The organism is Winogradskyella sp. MIT101101 (genome assembly GCF_047126865.1).
Classification (GTDB): Bacteria; Bacteroidota; Bacteroidia; order Flavobacteriales; family Flavobacteriaceae; genus Winogradskyella; species Winogradskyella ouciana.
The window spans coordinates 1,182,436-1,204,654 of the sequence record NZ_CP138982.1 but is presented as its reverse complement, the minus strand read 5'-3'; the positions used below and the strand labels follow the sequence as shown (position 1 = coordinate 1,204,654).

At 35.4% G+C, this 22,219-nt stretch carries 25 protein-coding genes; 16 read left to right on the top strand and 9 right to left on the bottom strand.

Annotation, left to right across the window (positions count from 1 at the left end):
- Window position 1: 1 nt before the first annotated feature.
- From SIB89_RS05640 to SIB89_RS05620, 5 genes are all read right to left on the bottom strand, one after another.
- Entirely contained in the window at window positions 2–829 is an 828-nt protein-coding gene (locus tag SIB89_RS05640) for an alpha/beta fold hydrolase (protein ID WP_412561512.1), read from the bottom strand.
- Between the two features lies 1 nt (window position 830).
- Window positions 831–1,196 (bottom strand): cupin domain-containing protein, encoded by a 366-nt coding sequence (locus SIB89_RS05635; RefSeq protein WP_412561511.1) that lies wholly within the window; start codon window positions 1,194–1,196, stop codon window positions 831–833.
- Window positions 1,197–1,201: 5 nt separating this feature from the next.
- The gene (locus SIB89_RS05630) at window positions 1,202–2,173 is read right to left on the bottom strand and encodes a YitT family protein (protein WP_273292373.1); all 972 of its coding nucleotides are present in this window, start codon (window positions 2,171–2,173) and stop codon (window positions 1,202–1,204) included.
- A gap of 21 nt (window positions 2,174–2,194) precedes the next feature.
- Window positions 2,195–2,752, bottom strand: a complete 558-nt coding sequence (locus SIB89_RS05625) for a hypothetical protein (RefSeq protein WP_412561510.1) — start codon at window positions 2,750–2,752, stop codon at window positions 2,195–2,197.
- Between the two features lie 116 nt (window positions 2,753–2,868).
- Entirely contained in the window at window positions 2,869–4,407 is a 1,539-nt protein-coding gene (locus tag SIB89_RS05620; protein ID WP_412561509.1) for a helicase HerA-like domain-containing protein, read from the bottom strand.
- A 59-nt stretch (window positions 4,408–4,466) separates the two neighbouring features.
- Here SIB89_RS05620 and SIB89_RS05615 point away from each other — a divergent pair, with 59 nt between their 5' ends.
- Both SIB89_RS05615 and SIB89_RS05610 read left to right on the top strand, forming a co-directional pair.
- A complete protein-coding gene (locus SIB89_RS05615) occupies window positions 4,467–4,913 on the top strand; it encodes a RidA family protein (protein ID WP_412561508.1) in 447 nt (148 codons plus the stop codon).
- Between the two features lie 95 nt (window positions 4,914–5,008).
- Entirely contained in the window at window positions 5,009–5,641 is a 633-nt protein-coding gene (locus SIB89_RS05610; RefSeq protein WP_412561507.1) for a 7-carboxy-7-deazaguanine synthase QueE, read from the top strand.
- A gap of 94 nt (window positions 5,642–5,735) precedes the next feature.
- On the opposite strand, the gene SIB89_RS05605 is transcribed toward SIB89_RS05610, so the two are convergent.
- Window positions 5,736–6,284, bottom strand: a complete 549-nt coding sequence (locus SIB89_RS05605; RefSeq protein ID WP_412561506.1) for a DUF2911 domain-containing protein — start codon at window positions 6,282–6,284, stop codon at window positions 5,736–5,738.
- A 235-nt stretch (window positions 6,285–6,519) separates the two neighbouring features.
- Here SIB89_RS05605 and asnB point away from each other — a divergent pair, with 235 nt between their 5' ends.
- Window positions 6,520–8,181: an asparagine synthase B gene (gene asnB, locus SIB89_RS05600; RefSeq protein WP_412561505.1), complete on the top strand. Its 1,662-nt coding sequence runs from the start codon at window positions 6,520–6,522 to the stop codon at window positions 8,179–8,181.
- 61 nt (window positions 8,182–8,242) lie between these two features.
- Window positions 8,243–8,875, top strand: coding sequence for a hypothetical protein (locus SIB89_RS05595; protein ID WP_412561504.1), 633 nt, complete (start codon window positions 8,243–8,245; stop codon window positions 8,873–8,875).
- An 8-nt stretch (window positions 8,876–8,883) separates the two neighbouring features.
- Here SIB89_RS05595 and SIB89_RS05590 read toward each other — a convergent pair whose 3' ends face one another.
- The 3 genes from SIB89_RS05590 to SIB89_RS05580 form a co-directional block, all read right to left on the bottom strand.
- Entirely contained in the window at window positions 8,884–9,510 is a 627-nt protein-coding gene (locus SIB89_RS05590) for a response regulator (protein WP_412561503.1), read from the bottom strand.
- 121 nt (window positions 9,511–9,631) lie between these two features.
- A complete protein-coding gene (locus SIB89_RS05585) occupies window positions 9,632–11,278 on the bottom strand; it encodes a two-component regulator propeller domain-containing protein (RefSeq protein ID WP_412561502.1) in 1,647 nt (548 codons plus the stop codon).
- A gap of 94 nt (window positions 11,279–11,372) precedes the next feature.
- Window positions 11,373–12,671 carry a two-component regulator propeller domain-containing protein gene (locus SIB89_RS05580; protein ID WP_412561501.1) on the bottom strand — a complete coding sequence of 433 codons (1,299 nt, stop codon included), beginning with the start codon at window positions 12,669–12,671 and terminating at the stop codon, window positions 11,373–11,375.
- A gap of 138 nt (window positions 12,672–12,809) precedes the next feature.
- Here SIB89_RS05580 and SIB89_RS05575 point away from each other — a divergent pair, with 138 nt between their 5' ends.
- The 12 genes from SIB89_RS05575 (at window position 12,810) to SIB89_RS05520 (ending at window position 22,140) form a co-directional block, all read left to right on the top strand.
- On the top strand, window positions 12,810–13,616 hold the full coding sequence (locus SIB89_RS05575; RefSeq protein WP_412561500.1) for an alpha/beta hydrolase: 807 nt from the start codon (window positions 12,810–12,812) through the stop codon (window positions 13,614–13,616).
- Window positions 13,617–13,660: 44 nt separating this feature from the next.
- Window positions 13,661–14,497, top strand: a complete 837-nt coding sequence (locus SIB89_RS05570; RefSeq protein ID WP_412561499.1) for a nuclear transport factor 2 family protein — start codon at window positions 13,661–13,663, stop codon at window positions 14,495–14,497.
- Window positions 14,498–14,619: 122 nt separating this feature from the next.
- The gene (locus tag SIB89_RS05565) at window positions 14,620–15,657 is read left to right on the top strand and encodes a hypothetical protein (protein WP_412561498.1); all 1,038 of its coding nucleotides are present in this window, start codon (window positions 14,620–14,622) and stop codon (window positions 15,655–15,657) included.
- Window positions 15,658–15,659: 2 nt separating this feature from the next.
- On the top strand, window positions 15,660–17,072 hold the full coding sequence (locus SIB89_RS05560; RefSeq protein WP_412561497.1) for an MBOAT family O-acyltransferase: 1,413 nt from the start codon (window positions 15,660–15,662) through the stop codon (window positions 17,070–17,072).
- Between the two features lie 24 nt (window positions 17,073–17,096).
- Window positions 17,097–17,888, top strand: coding sequence for a DUF6090 family protein (locus SIB89_RS05555; protein WP_412561496.1), 792 nt, complete (start codon window positions 17,097–17,099; stop codon window positions 17,886–17,888).
- Window positions 17,881–18,672: a DUF6090 family protein gene (locus SIB89_RS05550; protein ID WP_412561495.1), complete on the top strand. Its 792-nt coding sequence runs from the start codon at window positions 17,881–17,883 to the stop codon at window positions 18,670–18,672. Before SIB89_RS05555 ends, SIB89_RS05550 begins: the two co-directional genes overlap by 8 nt.
- Window positions 18,665–19,393, top strand: coding sequence for a DUF6090 family protein (locus SIB89_RS05545; RefSeq protein WP_412561494.1), 729 nt, complete (start codon window positions 18,665–18,667; stop codon window positions 19,391–19,393). The genes SIB89_RS05550 and SIB89_RS05545 overlap by 8 nt, the downstream gene beginning before the upstream one ends.
- A 12-nt stretch (window positions 19,394–19,405) precedes the next feature.
- Window positions 19,406–20,161 carry a DUF6090 family protein gene (locus tag SIB89_RS05540; protein WP_412561493.1) on the top strand — a complete coding sequence of 252 codons (756 nt, stop codon included), beginning with the start codon at window positions 19,406–19,408 and terminating at the stop codon, window positions 20,159–20,161.
- A 3-nt stretch (window positions 20,162–20,164) separates the two neighbouring features.
- Window positions 20,165–20,299 (top strand): hypothetical protein, encoded by a 135-nt coding sequence (locus SIB89_RS05535; RefSeq protein WP_412561492.1) that lies wholly within the window; start codon window positions 20,165–20,167, stop codon window positions 20,297–20,299.
- 208 nt (window positions 20,300–20,507) lie between these two features.
- Window positions 20,508–21,026, top strand: a complete 519-nt coding sequence (locus SIB89_RS05530) for a RidA family protein (protein ID WP_155089892.1) — start codon at window positions 20,508–20,510, stop codon at window positions 21,024–21,026.
- Between the two features lie 38 nt (window positions 21,027–21,064).
- On the top strand, window positions 21,065–21,241 hold the full coding sequence (locus SIB89_RS05525; protein ID WP_412561491.1) for a hypothetical protein: 177 nt from the start codon (window positions 21,065–21,067) through the stop codon (window positions 21,239–21,241).
- A gap of 152 nt (window positions 21,242–21,393) precedes the next feature.
- Window positions 21,394–22,140 carry a DUF6090 family protein gene (locus tag SIB89_RS05520; protein WP_412561490.1) on the top strand — a complete coding sequence of 249 codons (747 nt, stop codon included), beginning with the start codon at window positions 21,394–21,396 and terminating at the stop codon, window positions 22,138–22,140.
- Window positions 22,141–22,219 lie beyond the last annotated feature (79 nt).

Sequence of the window (22,219 nt, the reverse complement as noted above, 5' to 3'; positions counted from 1 at the left end):
ATTAATCATTTATAAACCCAATAATCTTCGGAGTCAACGAGGTATCCTTTAAACTATGCCCAAATCCTGTAGTTTCAATAAGTTCTGCATTTTTATAACGGTTGGCAAACAAAAGAGCGTCTTCAAACGGAATGATTCTATCCATTTTATCATGAATGATAAGACCTTTTGCTTCAATGGATTCTGTAAAATTGGCAGCAGAAAAATAATCCACCGGTTTACCAAATCGCTCTAATACTACATTGTCCAAACCTTTTGAAATACGCCTATTATAACCCATCATGGATTTATATCTAGCGAAGACTCCAGTAAAATGTGCAGGAGCACCAAGTAGAACCAATTTTTTAACTGAAGTCTCGGGATGTTTATGCATAAAAAACACACTTGCCATACCACCTACGGAATGCCCTATAATGACTTCGGGTTTAAACTTTTTGGCAACTGTATTAATACATTCTGAATATAGTACAGCGTTGAATTGCTTTCCTCCAGACCGTCCATGTGCTGGTGCATCTAATGCAATGATGTTATAATCTTGGCGCTTTAAATCTTCGAGAAGATAATCCCAGCGCGAAACGTTACTTTCCCAACCATGTGCCAATAAAATCGTTTTTCCTTTGCCATGCCAACGATAGGTAGCAATATCTAGACCATCATAAGAAAGCTCTTCAAATAAAGCTGAACTTACAACTTTTCGTTGATCTTCGGTATAACGTCCTTTTCTAGGTGAAGCAAATAAACGCAATGCTTTTTTTGTGGCGTACTTGGATGAAATTAGGCTCGTTGCATTTAAGGCGTTGCCTATGGATTTTATAACAAAACTACTCATGTTATTGGTCTTCTCTATTTACGGAGTCTATTGAAAATGCTGGTAAGCAGATAGCTAAATATTCACAAGGTTCTGTAAATGGGTTAGAGTATTGCAGCCTTGTGTTTTTATTGACCTTAATGGATTGTCCTGCTTCAAGGACTATGGTTTCGTCTTCTATGATAAATTGTTTTTTTCCTTTTATGATAAAGGTGTATTCATCAAATTCAGGAGTTTGAAACGGTTCAGACCAACCAGGAGGCGCAACCATATGCGCAATGCTTATTTGTGAATTTCCATCAGTTGCCAAACCAAAATGTTCTTTTATGGTTTTACCATCATCTGTTGGTACTACGAAAGGCGAATCTTGAATTGTATAATTTTTCATTACTGCTATTTTAGAGGCTTCCTTTTAATCATACCTCCTTTTAAATCTTTAACTAAGCCCATAATAATGAACGCTTTCTTATCTATTTTGTCTATTTCAGTGTGAAGTTTTGCAAGCTCTAATCGTGTCACTACGGTATAGATAATGTCCTTATCGTAACTATCGCCACTAGACCCATAACCACCTTTACCTGCATAAATTGTGCAGGCTCTCCTCAGTTTTTCAACAATCATTACTCGCAACTCTTCATGTTTTTCGGAGATAATGGTAACACCAACATATTCTTCTACACCGTCCACTACAAAGTCTACTGTTTTTGCTGCTGCCAAATAGGTTAGAATAGCGTAAAGTGCAATTTCCACAGAAAGTATATAAGCGCCAAAAGAAAAAATAACAATGTTTATAAGCAACAATACGTCACCAATAGTGATGGACAATTTTCTACTTAAAAAAACTGCTAAAACTTCGGTACCATCTATAACGCTACCGCCTCTCATCGCCATACCTATTCCTAAGCCCAAAAAGAAACCTCCAAAAACTGCAATTAACAATTTGTCGTCCGTTATCGTTGGATAGTCTACAAAATGAACTACAAAAGCTAATAATGTTATTGCTACGATACTTTTTATGGCGAATTTGACACCTATTGTACGAGCACCTAATATTAAAAACGGAATATTAACAAGAACCAAGAGAATACCTAAAGAAATATCTGAAACATTGTTTAACAACAGTGAAATACCAGTTGCGCCACCATCAATAAATTTATTCGGTAATAAAAATCCTTTTAAGCCAAATCCTGCTGAAAAAACGCCAGCAATAGTAAAAATTGCTTCTTTTATAGCGTGACTCAATTCCACTTGTAAGCTCCTTACAATTGGTACGATTTGTCTTTTAGTTATTGGCTTTTTTGAATGCTTACGTTTAAGGCGTTTGCGAGCAATATCAACCAGTATTTTTGAAAGAAAGGGATTCATAAATTTATTGTATCATGATTACTACCAATGAATAAAAAAATATTTGATCTTTGCTTTTTCTGGTACTTGTATCGGATCAATATTAGCATCCATATCAAACCTTAAACTACTTGTTAATTCTTTTTTATCAATGGTAAACGATGCATTGATTTCATTTACGGATACCACGATAGAATTAATTAGATTATCAATTTTTGAAATTTTATATTTTTCTTTTATGTCTTTAAATGTGCTAAGTGCAGAGATGTTCTTTTCAGTTTTATAGCGCTCATCTATAATACGAACACTTGAAATTACAGAGGTAGAATCTAGTGCCTCTTCTGGAGAAAGGTCTAAAAGTTTATTGCCATTTTTTTCAAAAATCTCAATAGTGTTAACAGCTCCTGCAAACTCATCTCCGGCAATATATCTTACTACCGAATCATTCTTGAATATAGAATCCAACTCCTTTACCTGAGTTGAGTCAGTTAGCAAACCAATGTTGTGCTTTTGGATTAAAAATGGATCTGGTGGTGTGTCTTTGGCACAACTAACTATTAGTAATGTGCAAATAAGAAAAGTGAAAATTATTTTTTTCATGTTTTGAGTTGTAGGTGTTATTCTGTCATTTTTTGCATAGCCGATAAATTAGCAGTTACGTAGCTGAGCATTTCGACTGCGCTCTATGTGACAGTTTAGGTTAATTTATGGATTTGTTATTTCAGCATTTTGGTTAAAATTCCTAAAACACTTCTAATAACTGTTGGGCTCGATAATACTTTTACAATAGGATTTTGTCGAGTTCTACGACTGCTTCGAGATGAGGTTCTTCGTTTAGATTCCGCTCTTTTAAGCTTCTCTTTTTCCTCTTCAGCTTTACGTTTGGCTTCTTCGGCTTCGGCAACTTCTATCTTTTTGTTCAACATTTCGTAGGCACTTTCCCTGTCAATTTCTTCGTTGTACTTTTTAGCGAGTTTAGACTGTGATAAGAGATTTGCTAATTCAGATTCCGTTAGTATATCCATGCGGCTCATTGGTGCGCGCATCATGGTTGCAGCAAGTGGCGTAGGTTTTCCTTTTTCGTTTAGAGCCGATACGAGAGCCTCTCCAATTCCCAAGGATGTTAAAACATCTGCCGTATCGTAATAATCTGTATCTGGATAATTCTGTGCTGTCAATTTAATGGCTTTTCTATCTTTTGCCGTAAACGCTCGTAAGGCATGTTGAACTTTTAAACCGAGTTGTCCCAAAACTGCTTCAGGAACATCCGTTGGGTTTTGGGTTACAAAATATAGTCCAACACCTTTACTACGAATGAGTTTTACAATGCTTTCTATTTGATTTAATAAAGCATCAGAAGCTTCATTAAAAATTAAATGCGCTTCATCTATAAACATAATGAGTTCTGGTCGTCCGCTATCTCCTTGCTCTGGAAAAGTCGAATAAATCTCTGCCAGTAAACTCAACATAAATGTTGAAAATAATTTTGGTCTATCTTGAATATCCGTAAGACGAATGATATTAATGTAGCCTCTTCCGTTTTCGTCAACTCTTAATAAATCGTCTGTCTCAAAAGAAGTTTCTCCAAAGAATAAATCACCACCTTGCTGTTCTATTTCTATAATTTTTCTGAGGATTGCTCCCGTGGAAGCGGTTGAGATTCTACCGTAAGCATCCTGAAATTCTTTTTTGCCTTCATTAGTGGCATATTGTAGAATTTTTTTGAAATCCTTTAAATCCAACAACGGTAATTTGTTGTCATCACAATATTTAAAAATAACCGAAATGATTCCGGCTTGTGTTTCCGTTACATCTAAAATTCGAGAAATTAAAACAGGTCCGAACTCGCTAACTGTAGCTCTAAGTCTAACTCCATCTTGTTCAGAAAGCGTTAAAACCTCTACAGGAAAGGCTTTAGGTTCAAACGGTAACCCTATTTTCTCATGACGTTCATCAATTTTTGGATGACCAGGACTTGGTTTTGCCAATCCACTTAAATCCCCTTTTATATCCATTAATAAAACAGGAACACCCTTTTCTGAAAGATTTTCAGCCAGAACTTGCAATGTTTTTGTTTTTCCTGTTCCTGTGGCACCAGCGATTAAGCCATGACGATTCATAGTTTTTAGTGGTACGTTAACGTAGGAGTTGGTCATCGTTTCACCTTCTAGCATCGCTGCTCCGAGCGTAATGTAGTCGCCTTTAAATGTGTTGCCATCGGCAATATCTTTTATGAATTTGTCGGAATTCGTCATCAGTCAAAATAATTTGCATAAAAATAATGTAATTTTAATCAAGATTAAAACGCATTCCCATGAAGTGTACACTTTCAATTTTTTGCCTTTCAGTTTTGTTGAGTTTTCAGTCTTGTGAGAATTCGAAATCAGAAATTATATTTCATAAATCGCATGAACCAAGCAGAGCCAACGTGCCTTTTAGTGATGCCGTAGAAACCGAGGATTTATTATTTCTAACAGGCCAAATTGGCAAGGACCATAAAAAAGGAGAACTCGTTTCTGGAGGCATTAAAGCCGAAACCAAACAAGTCATTGAAAATATCGAAACCGTTTTAAAGCATCATGACTTATCATTGGACAACGTGGTAAAGTGTACTGTGATTTTGAAAGACATTGATGATTTTTCAGATTTTAACTCGGTTTATACCACTTACTTTACCAAAAAACCAGCAAGAACGACTTTTGCCGCCTCAGGTTTGGCAGGTGGAGCTAGTATTGAGATTGATGTTATTGTGGCTAAATAGTATGCGGTCTCAGTGGCAGTTTACAGTTGAATTGAAACAATAATTTACTGAAAACTGCCACTGAGACTGTGAACTAATCAATATATTTGCAAACTATGACAAGAAGAGAAAAACAAGCATTAATAGACCAAGGTCACTTACTACCATTGATGGAGGAGTTTTACACCATTCAAGGTGAAGGCTACCACAAAGGTACTGCAGCTTATTTTGTAAGAATTGGTGGTTGTGATGTAGGTTGCCATTGGTGCGATGTTAAAGAGAGTTGGTTACCAGAATTACACCCAGCAACCGAAACCACTAAAATAGTAGATAATGCTGTAAAATACAGTGATATCATTGTGGTCACTGGAGGTGAACCTCTAACTTGGGATATGGGACCTTTAACAGAACAGTTGAAAGCAAAAGGAGTACAAACTCACATTGAAACTTCTGGTGCTTATAAATTAACTGGTGAATGGGACTGGATTTGCTTATCTCCAAAAAAGATAAAACTACCGACTGAAGAAATTTACGACAAAGCACACGAGCTGAAGTGTATCATTTATAATAAAGACGACTTTAAATTTGCCGAAGAGCAAGCTGCTAAAGTCAACGATGACTGTATTCTATATCTTCAACCCGAATGGAGCAAACGCGATAAAATGATGCCGCAAATAGTGGATTACGTCATGGCTAACCCTAAATGGAAAGTGTCCTTGCAAACGCATAAGTATTTGAACATACCGTAATCAGTCTTAAGTAGACGGTTTAATGTAATTCAACAAAAAAGTTCCAATAGAGTTTACTCCATCGGAACTTTTTAATTTTCTATTATTTTTTTACTTAATCCTTAGTAAAAGGTACAGCAACTCTAGTGTTTCCCCAGCCCATATGCATGTGTACTCCATCATCAGATGCTTCAAAAGCAATTGAAAATGCTTCCAATGATTCGTCTCCTTTTGTTACGGGAACCGTGATTCTTGCCACATCGTTTTCTTCATTATAAAAATAACTTCCCCAAACATTTAGGTCATTACTTATAATAATAGTCCATTCTTTCTCTCCAGGAATGGCATATATGGTATATGTGCCTTCATCAACATCAGTTCCGTTAAGTTGCATGTCTGTATAAACATGTAACTCTGCTGCCTCATTGGCACCCAGTCTCCAAACCTTTCCAGGCTTAGCTAATTCATTTATATCTCTTCCTTTTAATTGTGGTCTACTGTAAACGACCTTGATAAGTTTATTGGCATCTTTGTAGTCGCTTGGAAAAGATGCTGCGTCCATAGGACTTTTGTCAAGTCCAGAAAATTTTTGTGCTTCTGCATCAAATGACAATAACATTGTAAATGCAAAGGCGATGGTGGTAATTAGTCGTGTTGTTTTCATAATTTTTTAAAATTTGTTTGGATAAAGTTAAAGGTTATAATATCGTGTTTGTCGTAATGAAATATTAAAATTTACAGATTGATAGGAGAATGCTCAATTTTATATTTTACAAGTATCAAATTTAACTAAATTAACTACTATAAATTATAATATGTAATCATATTATTATTTAATGTTTAATAAATGAAAGTTTAGTATCATATTTGCTTCATAATTAATAATAAAACAGAAAGTTATGTGCGGAATAGTATGTGCGTTTGATATAAAACAAAAAAGTGAAACCTTAAGACCTCAGGTTTTGGAGATGGCAAAAACCATTCGTCATCGTGGACCAGACTGGAGTGGAATTTATAATGATGATAAGGCAATTTTAGCTCATGAGCGTTTGGCGATTGTTGATCCAGCGTCTGGTAAACAACCATTGTTCAGTGAAGATAAAAAGTTAATCCTAGCAGCAAATGGTGAAATCTATAACCATAGAGAACTGAGACAACAATTCCCTGATTACAAGTTTCAAACTGAAAGTGATTGCGAGGTTATTTTGGCACTTTATAAAGAAAAGGGCCATGACTTTGTAGATGAAATGAACGGCATTTTCGGATTCGCGATTTATGATGTTGAGAAAGATGAATATTTTATCGCCAGAGACCATATGGGAATTATTCCATTATACATGGGTTGGGATAAAAATGGTACCTTTTATGTAGCCTCAGAATTAAAAGCACTTGAAGGAGTTTGCACCAAAATTGAATTATTTCCTCCTGGACATTATATGAGCAGTAAGGATGGTGAATTGGTACGATGGTACAAACGCGATTGGACAGATTATGATGCAGTGAAGGAAAATGAAACGAGTATTGAAGAAGTTAAACAAGCTTTAGAGGATGCTGTGCACAGACAATTAATGAGTGATGTGCCTTATGGTGTTTTATTATCAGGTGGTTTGGATTCCTCGGTAACTTCTGCTATTGCAAAAAAATATTCCGAAAGACGTATTGAAGCCGATGACAAAGAAAAAGCGTGGTGGCCACAATTGCACAGTTTTTCTGTTGGATTGGAAGGTTCACCAGATTTAGCGGCTGCACAAAAAGTAGCAGATCATATTGGTACGGTTCATCACGAAATAAAATTCACCATTCAAGAAGGTTTGGATGCTATTAAGGATGTGATTTATAATATTGAAACGTATGATATCACTACCATTCGTTCCTCAACACCAATGTATTTAATGGCGAGGGTTATTAAATCCATGGGAATAAAAATGGTGTTGTCTGGTGAAGGAGCAGATGAGATCTTTGGAGGCTATCTCTATTTTCATAAGGCGCCAAACGCAAGAGAGTTTCATGAAGAAACGGTTCGTAAACTAGATAAGTTACACATGTACGATTGCCTAAGAGCAAACAAAAGTTTAGCAGCTTGGGGAATTGAAGGGCGAGTACCATTTTTGGATAAGGAGTTTATGGATGTGGCCATGCGCATCAACCCAAAAGACAAAATGATAAACGGAGAACGTATGGAAAAATGGGTCATTCGTAAAGCGTTTGAAGATTATATTCCAGAAAGCGTAGCTTGGAGACAGAAAGAACAGTTTAGTGATGGAGTTGGTTATAGTTGGATTGATACGTTAAAAGAACTTGTAGAACAAGAAGTGACTGACGAGCAATTAGCTAATGCGAAGTTTAGATTCCCAATTAACACACCATTAAACAAAGAAGAGTATTATTATAGAACTATTTTTGAAGGGCATTTTCCAAGTGATGCGGCTGCACAGAGTGTGCCTCAAGAAGCAAGTGTAGCATGTAGTACAGCAACGGCTTTAGAATGGGATGAAGCCTTTAAAAACATGAACGATCCATCTGGTAGAGCTGTGGCTAAAGTGCATGATAAGGCTTATTAATTAATAGTTAAAACTAATATAGAAAACCATTCTTAACGAATGGTTTTCTTATTTTCATGGCATGAAGATATTCACCACTTTTCTTGCCTTTTTTTACTGCTTTATAAATTATTCTCAAAGTACAAGTGAGTGGAACAGACTTCTTGAGTCTTCACATGAGATAGGATACTGCTTGTATAACATCAATCAAAAATTCTGTAGCAAACATATTGAGGCGTATAATCATTTAGTCAAAGAAACAGAAGATGTTGAACCAGAAGTCCATCATTTTGTTATGAGAGAGGAATGGGCAAAAAATAGAGTAACTACTTGGGCTGAAAGAGTGACTGGATGGGAAGACAGAACTAAGTTGGATGTCAAAAACCTAGTCCTGTTTTTTAGCATCCCTCAAGATCTTGTTGGTGATATTCCAATAGCAACTGTTGAAACAGTATCTTCGTTTTTCGTGGTCAACTTAGAAGATGATCTTAAATTTTCAGTAGAAAAAAGCTATAAAAAGATTGCGATGAATTGTTCCATTTCACATAAAGGAAAGCCCAACATGCTTTACAATATCTTTTGGCGCGAATTTATGTCTGGTAGGCTAGGACTTGTAAAGAATGAAGTTGAATTTACTGTATCCTCAGGTTCTAAAGTAAAAAAGAAATTCAGGGTTTTTAGAAGACGGTTTAAGCGTTTAATGAGAGTGGTGTAAAAACTAAATTATATCTCATTGTCATAAGCCTTTTTTATCAATTCAGCTTTACTGTTAATCTTAAGGGCTTTATAGGTGTTTTTGATATGACTTCTTACTGTGTCTAGTGAAACAAACAAATCATCAGCTATCATTTTGTAACTTTTTCCTGCAACGATACCATCAACGATTTCTTTTTGACGTGGCGTTAAAACCTCAATTTTGTTTCGTTTTGGTGCAAACCGGTTAACTATTTTTCGGGCAATGGAAGGAGACATATAAGAACCACCAGTATGCACAACTTCAATGGCTTCCTTTATTTTTTTTAATGGTGTTTTTTTAGATAAATATGAACAGGCGCCAGCACATAATGCTTTAAAAATACTGTCATTGTCTTCAAAAGTCGTTAGCATAATAATATCGGTGTCTGGCAATTTTTCCAATAGTAACGGAATACCTTCAATACCAGATATGCCCAATAGATTTATATCCAAAAGGATAATTTCCGGTTGATGTTCTAATTCTGAAATGGATTCTAAAAAGTACTCAACGGAAGCAGAGGTCTGTATGCAATTGATATTATCTTGGGCATTAAAAAAGTCGTTCAAGCTATCTTGAATCAGTAAATCATCTTCTATAAGTGCCAATCTTATCATATTTATTCTCTACGGAATGGAAATCTTATCGGGTTCTAGCTTTCGGCATGTAAGCATTGAGCTTGTAAAGGCATAAAGTTAGTACATTATACGATACTTAAAATCACATTAAGATGTGATATTACATATTAAAAGGTAAATCCAAGCAGACTTCAAAACCATTACCGTTTTTTAAATTAAGTGTTCCTTTTAATTTTTCAGCACGCATGGCCATATTAGATAAGCCTAATCCAGAGGATTTATAAGTCGTTTTTTCGCTACCATTATCCTTAATAATAAGTTGACAGCCTTTTGAGCGATTGGTTAAGTAAATTTCAACAAAATCAGCATCAGAATGTCTAACGATGTTATTGATGGCTTCTTTAAAAATTAAAAAAATATGCTGTTTGGTTTGTGCTGGTAGTTTCTTGTCTAAATTTTTGATGCTAGATGCGTCTATCTCAAAGGCAATGTCTTTGGGCAACAATAATTCCTCGGCCAATTCTCTCATACGCTCAATTAAATCAGCAATAGTTTCGCGTCTGCTGTCAATACTCCAGACCAGATCGCGCATTTGTGACACGGCATTTCGGCTTATCGTAGCTATTTTATGGAGTCTGGTTCTATCAGCCTCGCTTGCTGTAGCTTCCATAAGTTCAGTTTGCATCGCTAGACCTGAAAGTAACGAACCGACATCATCATGTAAATCGCTAGAGATTTTTGTGCGTAGACGTTCCATAGCCAATGCTTGCTGTAAACGGTATCTAAATATGGCATAAACAAATGCGGAGACAACCAGCAGCACTAAAACAATGAACCACCAACGTTTATAAAAAATTTGTTTTACGGTTATAGGAATGGACAAAATATTTGCACTTTCACTTCCTCTAGAATCTGCGCCTTTCACTTTTAATACATAATCACCAGCGGGTAACTTATTATATCTGACTGAGGTTGCATTGCCTTGATAAAACCAACGATCTTCAAAGCCTTCTAATTTGGTACTAAAGGTGTTTTTATTATTCTGAAAATAACTTGGTAAAGACCAACTAACCTCAAAATATTGATCGTATGGTGATGCTGTAAACTCTTGTAATTCCGTTTGGGCATAATCCTTTTCATAACTTTCTTTGGTTCTGCTGTTATAACCTGAAATGCCCAAGAATTGAATCGCTGGTGGTCTTACCGATTCTTCCAATGTTTTAGGGTTAAAAACGTTGATGCCATTCATCCCACCAAAATAGTAGAGGCCTTCACTATCTTTAAAAAAGGACGAATAGTTGAACTCATTATGCGATAACCCATCTTCGGTATAAAAATTCTTAAATTCTTTGGCGGTTTTATCAAATAAGGCTAATCCGTTGTACGTGCTAATCCACAATTTATTATTTCCATCTGGAATGATACCAACAACGTTGTCATCTGGCAAACCATTAATTTTGGTGAAGTTGGTTAACGTTTTTCCATCGGCAGAAATATGACTAAGTCCACCACCATAAGTCCCAACCCAAATACTACCATCGTTATCTTCTTTTAGGCAAAGTACATGATGTTTGCCGAGTTTTGGAGTCGTATTGGAATTGTAGGATTTTAAGATGGTTCCGTTGAGGTTTATTTTTAAAATACCGTCGTTCTTGGTGCCAATCCAGATGCAATTCTCGTCCCTACTTTCTTCAAAAAATTGAAGATCTGCGATATTGTTTTGTTCATTGAGATTCTTAAAAACGGAGTAACTTTCTTCAGTTTTTGGATTAAATACTGTGAGAAATTCTAAAGTATATCCAAACAACAAACGTCCATCATTCAGTTTTATTAAAGCATTGGGTCCGTAGACTTTATTATGGTTGCTAAATTGACTGTATACTTTAGTTTGACCTGTTTTTTTAATTTATCTTATAAATACCTCTGCCAGCTGCATAAGCATAGGTTTTTGTATTATCCGTAAATAAAAAACTGGAGTCGTACATTAGTGACAACGGCTTCCCGTTTTCAGTTTTTAAGGGTAAGGAATCTATTTCACCATTTTTTGTTTGATACCAAAGTTGGTGCTTGCTTTCACAAAGGCTAAAAATACGTCCATCTGCACCCTCAAAAATACCTCGCATGGAATTTCCCCAGCCTTCCTTTTCTGATTTAAAAAGATTGGAAAACAACTGTTTTTCGGTTTTTACCTTAAACAAACCATTGTCGGTTGCCACCCATAACAATCCGTTTTTGTCTATAAACAGATTGTTAATTGTTGAATAGTCTAGTTTTGATTTGAGCAATTCGGTATAATCGCCAAAATGTCCTTTGGTATCCATACGATACAAGGTCTTGTTGCCAGCAAACCAGATATTATGGTCTTGATCCTCAATAGCACGCCTAATGATATCGTCCGTATTGAAAATAAATTTTGAGGTTTTTAAAGTCGAATCAAAAATAGCGATACCACCTCGTGAGGATGGAAAATAATAATGGGTATTATTACTACTAACAAACTGTGGAACGTAATGTATGAGGTCACCATTCCAGTTGTAGGTGTCCAGTACATGACTTTCAAGCAATTCGCCTTCTAGTGTATATTTATTGGTGCCTCTTGTGGTTGTCCACCAGATAGAACCTTCAGCATCAGAAATTAATTGATTAAAGCCACGCTTATATCTATCCACTGAAACCACAATTTTAAATTTGCCATCTTCAAACTTTTGAAGATATTGCTTAGCCTTTCCTTTTTCAACATTCCAGTAATCATCGGTAATCGCCCAAATGGAATCATCTGGAGCTTTAAAAATATCCAATACCTGCCCTTTTAGGTTATGATTCCCATTGTAGGAATGTATGGAATCTGTGGCTATATCAAGTTGAAATAATTTGTCGTTGGCCAAAAACCATACAGAATTGTCCAATTCGTTGTAGAGCATATTGGACTTTATAAAATCTTCTTCAATAAAAAACGGATTCTGTATATCGCTGGTGTAGGCTTTAAAATATTGACCGTCATAGCGATTCAGGCCTTGTGCTGTGCCAATCCAGAGCAGTCCCTTATTGTCTTGTACTACATCAGAAACGTCTCTAAATAACAACCCATCTTCTGTTGTGAGCACATCGATTTGGGATGGATTTTGAGCATCAATCTGCAAATGTATTAAGCACAGAAAAAGACTCAAGAGTCCAAATAAAGAATTTAAAAATGACCTCAAGGTATTAATGTTGGTTAATAGCTAATACCCAAATATACAAAATGATAGCGTTGGATTTCACATTAAGATGTGATTGACTACTATGATGATAGACGATATCTTGCTGATGCTAAAAAAATAATAAGAATCAAATTGGTTATGAAAATCATTGGTGTATTGCTTGTAAGTCTTCTCATGCTGGTTTCTAACGTTGGGTATTCGCAAGATGTAACCGTAAAGATTGGTCACAAAGACAGTTTGTATTCAAACATCTTAGATGAGACTAGAAATCTTGTTGTTACACTTCCAGATGACTATGAAGCAACAGGCAAAAGTTATCCTGTTCTATACCTTTTGGATGGCAGTGAGAATAATCTTATCGATGCACGACTGGTAACGTATAATTTAAAGCTAGAATTGATTATTGTGGCCGTCTCTAATACCAATCGGGATAGAGATATGATGCCATTGAGCAGACCATCCTATAAAGTTGAAAACCCACAAGCACATAACTTTTTGTCGTTTTTGGGTGAAGAATTGATTCCATATATCGAAACTAATTATAGAACTTCCGAAGAACGCACCATACGTGGTAGATCCCTTAGTGGCCTATTTGTGATGTACGCTTTTTTGACAAAGCCAGAATTGTTCAACAGTTACATTGGTACATGTGCTGGTTGGTTTGCAGATATGGATGATTATTTTACCGAACTGAGAGAAAGTGCATTCAACAACAAAGAAACCTATAATGGCAAAACGTTGTTTGTCGCTAATTCTTTGTCCGATCCATTGGACCCGAAACAAGAAATCCATCAGTCTATGGTAGATTTTTCAAAAAAAATAAAATCTGCTTTGGGAGATCAGGTGAAATTTAAATATAAAACTTATGAGAATGCAGGACATGTACCATATGCAGCTTTTTATGATGGCATGAAATTTATTTCTGAATCTGAAAAAGATGAGTAAAACAATAATCTGAAAATTCTATTAACCAATTAAATATAAATATTATGAAACCATTAAAAACCATTATTGTAATGCTATTACTGTTGAGTATATCAACATATAATTGCAATGCCCAAGATGTAAAAGCTGATGTAGAAAAGATGCATCAACTGTACATAGAAATGATTAACAATTCTAATCTTGAAAACATAGATAAATTGTACACGGAGAATGCTTCTATTAGAAATTCTGATGCGACTATGATTAATGGATTGGAGAATATTAAGAATCAATATAAAGCGACTTTTGATTCCGGAACCTTCACTATTTCGTTAGAAACAACTGATGTATCACAGTTAGATGATGATCATATGTTTGTCAGCGGAACATTTGTTTACAGTAAAACAAATGAGCCTAAAGGCGTGTTAAAAGGGGAATTTGTAAATACACTAAAAAATGTAAATGGGAATTGGAAAATCTTAAAAAGCTATCGCTACCTCGAAACAACAGATAATGCTAGTATTATTAATTCTGTTTATGAGCTGTTTTCAAAAGGAGATATTCCGGCAGTTCTGGCCTTAATGGATGATGAGATTGTGTGGAACGAAGCTGAAAGTAATTCACTGGCAGATGGTAACCCTTACATTGGCCCTGATGCTGTATTGAACGGTGTTTTTGCTCGAATTGGGGAACGCTACAAATCCTTCACTTTAAAAGATGTGAAACTTCACGAAATGAGTAACAATCAAGTGTTGGCAACTTTACACTATGTACTTGAAATGAAAAATGGTAAGACTTATACCATACAGGCAGCCCACCATTGGACGCTTAAAGATGGAAAGATTGTTGGATTTCAACAATATGCTGATACAAAGAAATTGGCAGATTCTGAGAAAATGTAAATGAACTAATTATTACTGTGCGTCATTCAATTATTTGGCTATCAGTAAAATATAATGACTATATTTATAACAGTTAGTAGTTTGAAAACCTACTAACAAGCTATAACCAATAACCAACCATTATGCAATTAAAAACTTCATTCCTGGTTGCACTTGTTCTAAGTGCAATTGGGTTAGTTTCTTGGGAACTCTACTGGCGTTCCCAAGGCTATGAACCAACATTAGATGACAATAAACATCTATGGGCAGTAGAACGTGACAAGGTCAATTCACTGACAGAAAACGACGTCGTTTTAACCGGATCTTCACGTGTGCTTTTTGATATTCAATTAGATGAATTTGAAAAAGTTACAGGTATTAGACCAATTCAATTGGCTTCGGCAGGAAGTTCGCCATTACCAATTTTTCATGACATTGTGGAGAATACGGATTTTAATGGAACAGTCATCGTAGGTGTGACTCCACCTTTGTTTTTTTCAACTACGTTTCCTCAGGCAGGCCCATGGAGACGACCACAACTTCGAGTGGACCACTACCATAAGCGAACTTATGCCAATCGCGTTAATCATTGGTTGTCCATTCCGCTTCAAGAAAATTTAGTCATGATGTCTGGTCATGAAGAAGAAGCGGATGAAAACATTGACCTCAAAGGTCTATTAAGACGCGTGAAACTTGCAGAACGCACTGGGAAACCACAGTACCCACCTTTTTTTGAGTTCGGCACGATTGATATTGATAGAAACACGAGAATGACTGAGCGTACAGCAACAGATACGGCATTTGCCAATGTGATTACAAACGCATGGAAATTCATAATAACCAGCGAAGGGCCTCCACCAGATGTAGAAGGAACCACCAAATTCTTTGCTGCAGATGCCAAAAAGTTTATGGAACGTGGTGGCAATCTTATTTTGGTGAGACCACCATCTAGTGGCATGTTTAAAGGTGGCGAAAGTAAATTTTTTCCCAGAGACAAACTCTACGATGAACTTGTGAAAATCACGGGAGCAAAAAGCTATCATTACGAGGACTACGATGAGCTTAAGGATATGGTATGTCCGGAATGGTCACATTTAAGTGCGGAAGATGCGGATATATACACGCGTGTTTTGGCACGAGAGATGGTAAAAGATAATGCACTAACTAAACCAACCAACTAATTATGTTATTCAATTCTTTAAGTTTTATCGTCTTTTTAGCGATAGTACTCGTGTTGTACTATACTAAATTATTCAATTGGACCAATAAAAAACGAATGCTGCTTTTAGCGAGTTATTTGTTTTATGCCATGTGGAATCCACCTTTGGTCATTCTACTTTGGATTTCAACAATTGTAGATTACACAGCAGGTAAAAAATTAGCGGTTTTAGAGAATCAACGACAGCGTAAAATGTGGTTGCTGTTGAGTATGTTTGTCAACTTAGGCTTTCTTGCCTTTTTTAAGTATGGTGATTTTCTTTTGGAAAACTTTGTAACGGCGTTAAATGCCGTTGGATTGGATTTTCAGGCACAACCCATGGATATTATTTTACCAATGGGTATTTCATTCTACACCTTTCAAACCATGTCTTATACTATAGACATGTACAAAAGGAAAATAGAACCAGCACGCACATTTTTGGATTTCGCCTTATATGTAACGTTCTTTCCACAATTGGTTGCTGGTCCTATTGTAAGAGCAAAAGAACTTATCACTCAGTTTTACGAGGAAAAAAAGGCAACGACACAGCAGTTTCTTTGGGGAACCTTTTTATTGACCATAGGGTTGTTCCAAAAAATTGTATTGGCAGACACGCTATTGGCTGGCACATCTGATGACGTTTTCGGGTCACGAACCATTTTACATGGTTTGGATGCCTGGACGGGAACCTTGGCATTTTCAGGACAAATTTTCTTTGATTTTGCTGGGTACTCTACCTGTGCTATCGGTATCGCTTTAATGTTAGGCATCATTCTGCCAGATAACTTTAGGTATCCATATGCAGCCATAGGTTTTTCAGATTTATGGAGGCGTTGGCACATTTCGCTTTCTACTTGGCTTAGGGACTACCTCTATATTCCATTAGGTGGAAACAGACATGGCATCACCAGAATGTATGCCGCATTAATGATAACGATGTTGTTGGGTGGACTTTGGCACGGAGCCGCTTGGACCTTTGTGATTTGGGGAGCACTTCATGGTATTTATCTGGTTATAGAACGCTTGCTGCGTAACAAAATTCATATAAAAATAAATACCTGGAATGGTGTTCTACTCGCATTACTCACTTACACCTGTGTTAACATTACTTGGGTGTTTTTTAGGGCACGAGAATTCGAAACCGCGAAGAATATGTTGGCGTCGATGTTTGGGTTGAATGATGGTGCAAAAATTCTGCAGTCTTTTGATATTATTAAAGTGTTCACGGTGATTACCATTTTATTTATCTGTCATTGGGTAATGCGAAACACCTCTATGAAAGCGGTATCCCTAAAAACACCACCAGTTGTATTGGGTATTGTTTGGGCCATATTGTTTGTACTGATATGTATAGCACAAGGCAGTGGAGAGCAGTTTATTTATTTCCAGTTTTAAATAGAACAAATTATATAGAGTAATGTGATAAAGTTTTTTAGACATATTCGTCAGCGTTTAATAAGGGAAAACAGTTTCAGCAAATATCTGCTCTACGCCATTGGAGAAATATTTCTCGTAGTGATTGGTATCTTGATTGCATTGCAAATCAACAATTGGAATGACAATCGCAAAACTGAACGCGATGAAAAAAACTTTCACAGTAATGTTTTAGTGGATTTACAAAAGGATGAAGAAAAGTTAAAGTATTATGAACATTTTCACTTAAAACGGATTGAATATTTAGATACACTGCTTACTTACGTCCGTAACCCACAAAAGACCATGGGTATAGAGAAATTCGGGAAATATGTAGAACCTATTTTTTATACTTCTAATCCAACATCGTATTCCACCACGTTTGATTCGGCTAAATCCTCAGGTGCTTTTAATGAATTTAACGAGAAAGACCTTTTGAAGGAACTTGCACAGTATTATGCCGATTTTGTTTTGATTGAAAACACATTTGAGTCTTTAACCCGATTTGTAGAAAACCAGTATGAACCTTTTATGTACCAATTACCAGAAAATTATATGACAGCAGAAACTGGCGCTTTAGTGATAAACGAAGAAGATGTCGATGGTTTTTATCAGAAAATCGCATCAGTTGAAGATACACGGAACATTTCTGCCGATTACAATTCGTTGCTCAGAGCACCTAAAATGGAAAATTATATCATAGGAGATTTAGGTCGGAGCTATAATATTTTAGGGAAAATTAAATCGAGACAACAGGTTGCTAAAAAACTCATGCATAAAATTAAAAACAATGATTAAGTTTTTTAGGCATATTCGCCAACGCTTCATTTCCGAAGGGAAAACTAAAAAGTATCTTCTCTATGCCATTGGCGAAATCATCCTTGTGGTCATTGGGATTCTCATAGCGCTTCAGATTAATAATTGGAATGAAAGCAGAAAAGAGCGTTTAGCCGAACAAAAAATACTAAAGCAGCTACATAAAGAATACACACAAAATCTAAAACAACTAGATGAGAAGATTTCGATGCGCCATAAAATGACTCACGCCAGTAATGTATTGCTGAACTATATAGATAATCCCACAGAAATAGAAGATGATTCTCTGTTATACTGTCTTTTCAGATTGTCCCAAGATCCTACCTTCGATCCACTTGAGAACGATATCATAGTTAACGGGAAGCTAAGGCTAATTACCAACGACAGTATTTCTGAAATGCTTTCCAACTGGACGTCCGATGTTTACCAAGTTCAAGAAATTGAAGACAATTGGCAATTGTTCCGTAATCAAAATTACTACCCAGTATTAATTAAAGAGAGATTAATCCGAAATGTAGGCGCTTATATATTAAATAGCGGTTATTCGCCTGAGCATGCATTAGATAAAAATGATACTATATCTTTTGCTATTCATAAAAACAACATTGATTTACCTTCGATTATTATAGAAAATGCAACTGAAATCGAAGGAGTTGCAAGCACATGTATTATTTACAACAGTGTAATTAATGTACAGGCGTATGCGCTGAGGAAACGTATTGTAAGATTACTTAAGTTAATAAATAAAGACTTAAATCATGATTAAATTCTTCCGTCATATACGTCAATCTATGATAAATCAAAACAGAACCAAAAAATATCTGCTCTACGCCATTGGCGAAATCATCCTCGTGGTCATTGGTATTCTCATTGCGCTTCAGATTAACAATTGGAATGAAGACCAAAAATCCCGGAAAGATGAACGCTATGTATTAACTGAAGTATTAAAAAATCTTGAAGAAGATGCAATTCTAGTCAAGGAAATTATCGAACAGCGGCAAAAGGCAAAAACAGCCATAATCGAACTACAAAAATTTGTTAGCTCTGAATCTAGAGATACTGATTCCTTGAAATTTTATTTGGTAGACATACTCACCTTTGAAAGGTATTTTCCAATTAACAATGCATATGAAATACTTAAATCTAAAGGATTACAGCTCTCCAATAATGAGCTGACTACCGAAATCTCGAGATATTACGATTATGAACAGCCAAAAATGAGCAATAGTATTCTGGACATTGAAGTAACAATCCTCAAAGTTTTTAATGACAGAAACGGTTTAGTTCGATTTTTATCGCTTATAGAAAAAGATGAGCAAATGGTTGTAAAGAACCCTAATGATCCAAACTTCATAGAAGAATTATCTTTTTTCTTAATAGCCTTTCAAGATAATAATGGTGGCACTTTAAATAAATTATTAGTCTTTGAGGATATTAATAATAAGCTACGCGAGCAAATAATGAATGGATTAAAAAAGCTAAGCTAAATAGTGCATAATATGATAAAATTCTACCGCCAAATAAGACAATCTATGATTAACCAAAATAGAACCAAAAAATATCTGCTCTACGCCATTGGTGAAATCATCCTTGTGGTCATTGGGATTCTCATTGCACTTCAAATCAACAATTGGAATGAAAATCGAAAATCAGCAAAACAAGAGAACCTTTACCTAAAAAGACTTCTATCAGAAAACAAAGAAGATGTCAACACCTTTAAAAGCAATATTGCTGACTTAGAAAAAGGAATTGAAACGATAGAGAACCTTTCTTTAGCTTTAAACTCTGTAAATTCTAGTGATGAAAAGCTTGTATTAGCAGCTAACGATTTTTTTGGTTACGGAAGCATATATCCCATTTTTACGTCTTCAACCTCAACGTTTGATGATCTATCCAGTACTGGTAATTTAAAGGATATACGTAATTCTAACTTGCGTGATGAATTGGTAAAACATTATGCCAAGCACAAGCAAGTTGCAGAATGGATAAGAATCGGCACGGAATGGGCACTCCCTAACGATGCGCCTTTTACTTACAACAATAGTATTATGCGGTTTGAGCCTGCATCAGCTTTTTTATTTGGAGATCAAAACCAATCAGAACTCGCTGATCATTTGAAGGAAAAAAAAGAAGAATATATAAACAACGCAGCAGTTCATTATTGGATTAATAAAGATGCTATTGGCAAACTAGAAAATTTGATAGCAGATACAAATAGAATTATAGACTTAATACAACAAGAATTGAAAAACTAACACATGATTAAATTCTTTAGATTATCGAAACATCATTTTGCTGTCACATTGAGCGCAGTCGAAATGAAGCAAAATCAAAGGTCTGGTAGACCTTTGGTTGAGATAGCCGCTTGCGGAAAAATCAGAAACTATGATTAAGTTTTTTAGAAAAATTAGATTCAAACTTATGAGTGAAAACAAAACAGGTAAGTACCATAAATACGCTATTGGCGAAATAATCCTTGTAGTGACAAGGTAGATTCGACTATTGTGTTAATTGAACGAGAGATTAAAAATTAACGAAAGTAAAACCATAAAAAAAAGGAAAGCCAAAAACCGAACAACCCAGGCACTAAAAACAATTATTATGAAAACACTTAGCAAACAAATCAGTTTAATTACACTGTTTATCGCTTTAGCTTTTACAACTCAAAGTTGTGAGCAAAAAGAAAAAGAAACAACCAAAGAAGTTGAAAAGGAGGTCATTATCGAAGCAGAAAACCCTGAGTATTTTTTACTGCGCCCAGAGGTAGAAAAAGCCTATGGTTATTCGCACGCTGTTAAAATAGGCAATAGCATTAAAGTTTCTGGAGCTGTAAGTATGGACGATGAAGGCAACCCAACTGCCATTGGTGATTTAGAACAACAGATGAAAAATTGCTATGCAGATTTAGAAAAAATCCTAAAGCATTACGGTTGCACATTTAACGATGTGGTAAAAGAAGACATTTTTACAACCAATATGCCAAAGATGTTAGAGGTTGCAGGCTACAGAGCAGAAATTTACAAAAATCATTTTCCAACGGGTTCTTGGCTTGGTGTAAAAGAATTAGCGCTTCCGGAATTTATGATTGAAATAGAGTTAGAAGTGCATAAATCTAACTAAATGCATTTTTAAACAATTATTATAAAAAACATATAACCATGGGAATCTTCTGGGATTTATTACAACAAGACGAATTAGAGAAACAACAAGAACAAGCCGATAGTGTTGAAGAAGGCGTAGATCAGTTAGAAACAGAATTAGCCAACACAAAGGCCTTACTTAAAAAAAACACTAATTGCCTTAGAAACGCATTTATCACAAGATATAGATGGTGATGGTAAGGCAGGATAAATATAAAATTCAATTATAACAAAGCATATGGAAACTAATACAATAATCTATTTGGTGGCTTTCGCGCTCATATTAAGAATCATTGTGCGCTTGTTTGTTAAGTACAAACGAGAGCAAAAAAGTGATATAGATACCAATGATTAAATTCTTCCGCCAAATACGTCAATCCATGATCAACCAGAACAGAACAAAAAAGTATCTGCTCTATGCCATAGGCGAAATTATACTTGTGGTTATTGGTATTCTCATTGCGCTTCAGATTAATAATTGGAATACGAATAAAAAAGATATAGATAAGGAATATCGTTATCTAATAGAAATAAGGGAAAATCTAAATGAGGACCTGCAGAAGATACAAGATGTATTGGATAAAAATAGATCTAAATTACGGAGTATCGATTCATCATTTTATTATTTATCTCAAATGGATAAATACCCCAAATTAGGTAAGGAATTTTCTCAATTTCTTCCCATCGTTACCAATTATTCATTATTTGAGCCTACAAACGTGGCTTTCAGCAATATCACATCAACAGGAAATATCGATATTATCAGATCTGATAATTTGAGAAAAGAAATTTCTCGATATTACTCAGATAATATGCTAGATGGTGTTCAAAATCAGCTAATAATAACTTCTCAAAGTTTTCTCGATAACGTCGCTCCAAAAATGATAAATAAGTCTATGCTTAGGTATGTAACAAAAAAAGAATTTGATGTTATCGCATTGGAAGAAATGGAGGTACATAAAGATCCCAAAGTATTATCTGGACTTTTTGTGATGTTAAATAAAACAAAGGAGCACAATCAGTTGGTAAATAAAATGAAAACTAAAATTGAGTTGTTAATTGAAATCATTGATAAATATATCGACGAATCATGATTAAATTCTTCTGCCATATACGTCAATCTATGATCAATCAGAACAGAACAAAAAAATGTAAAGATATTATAAACACGAA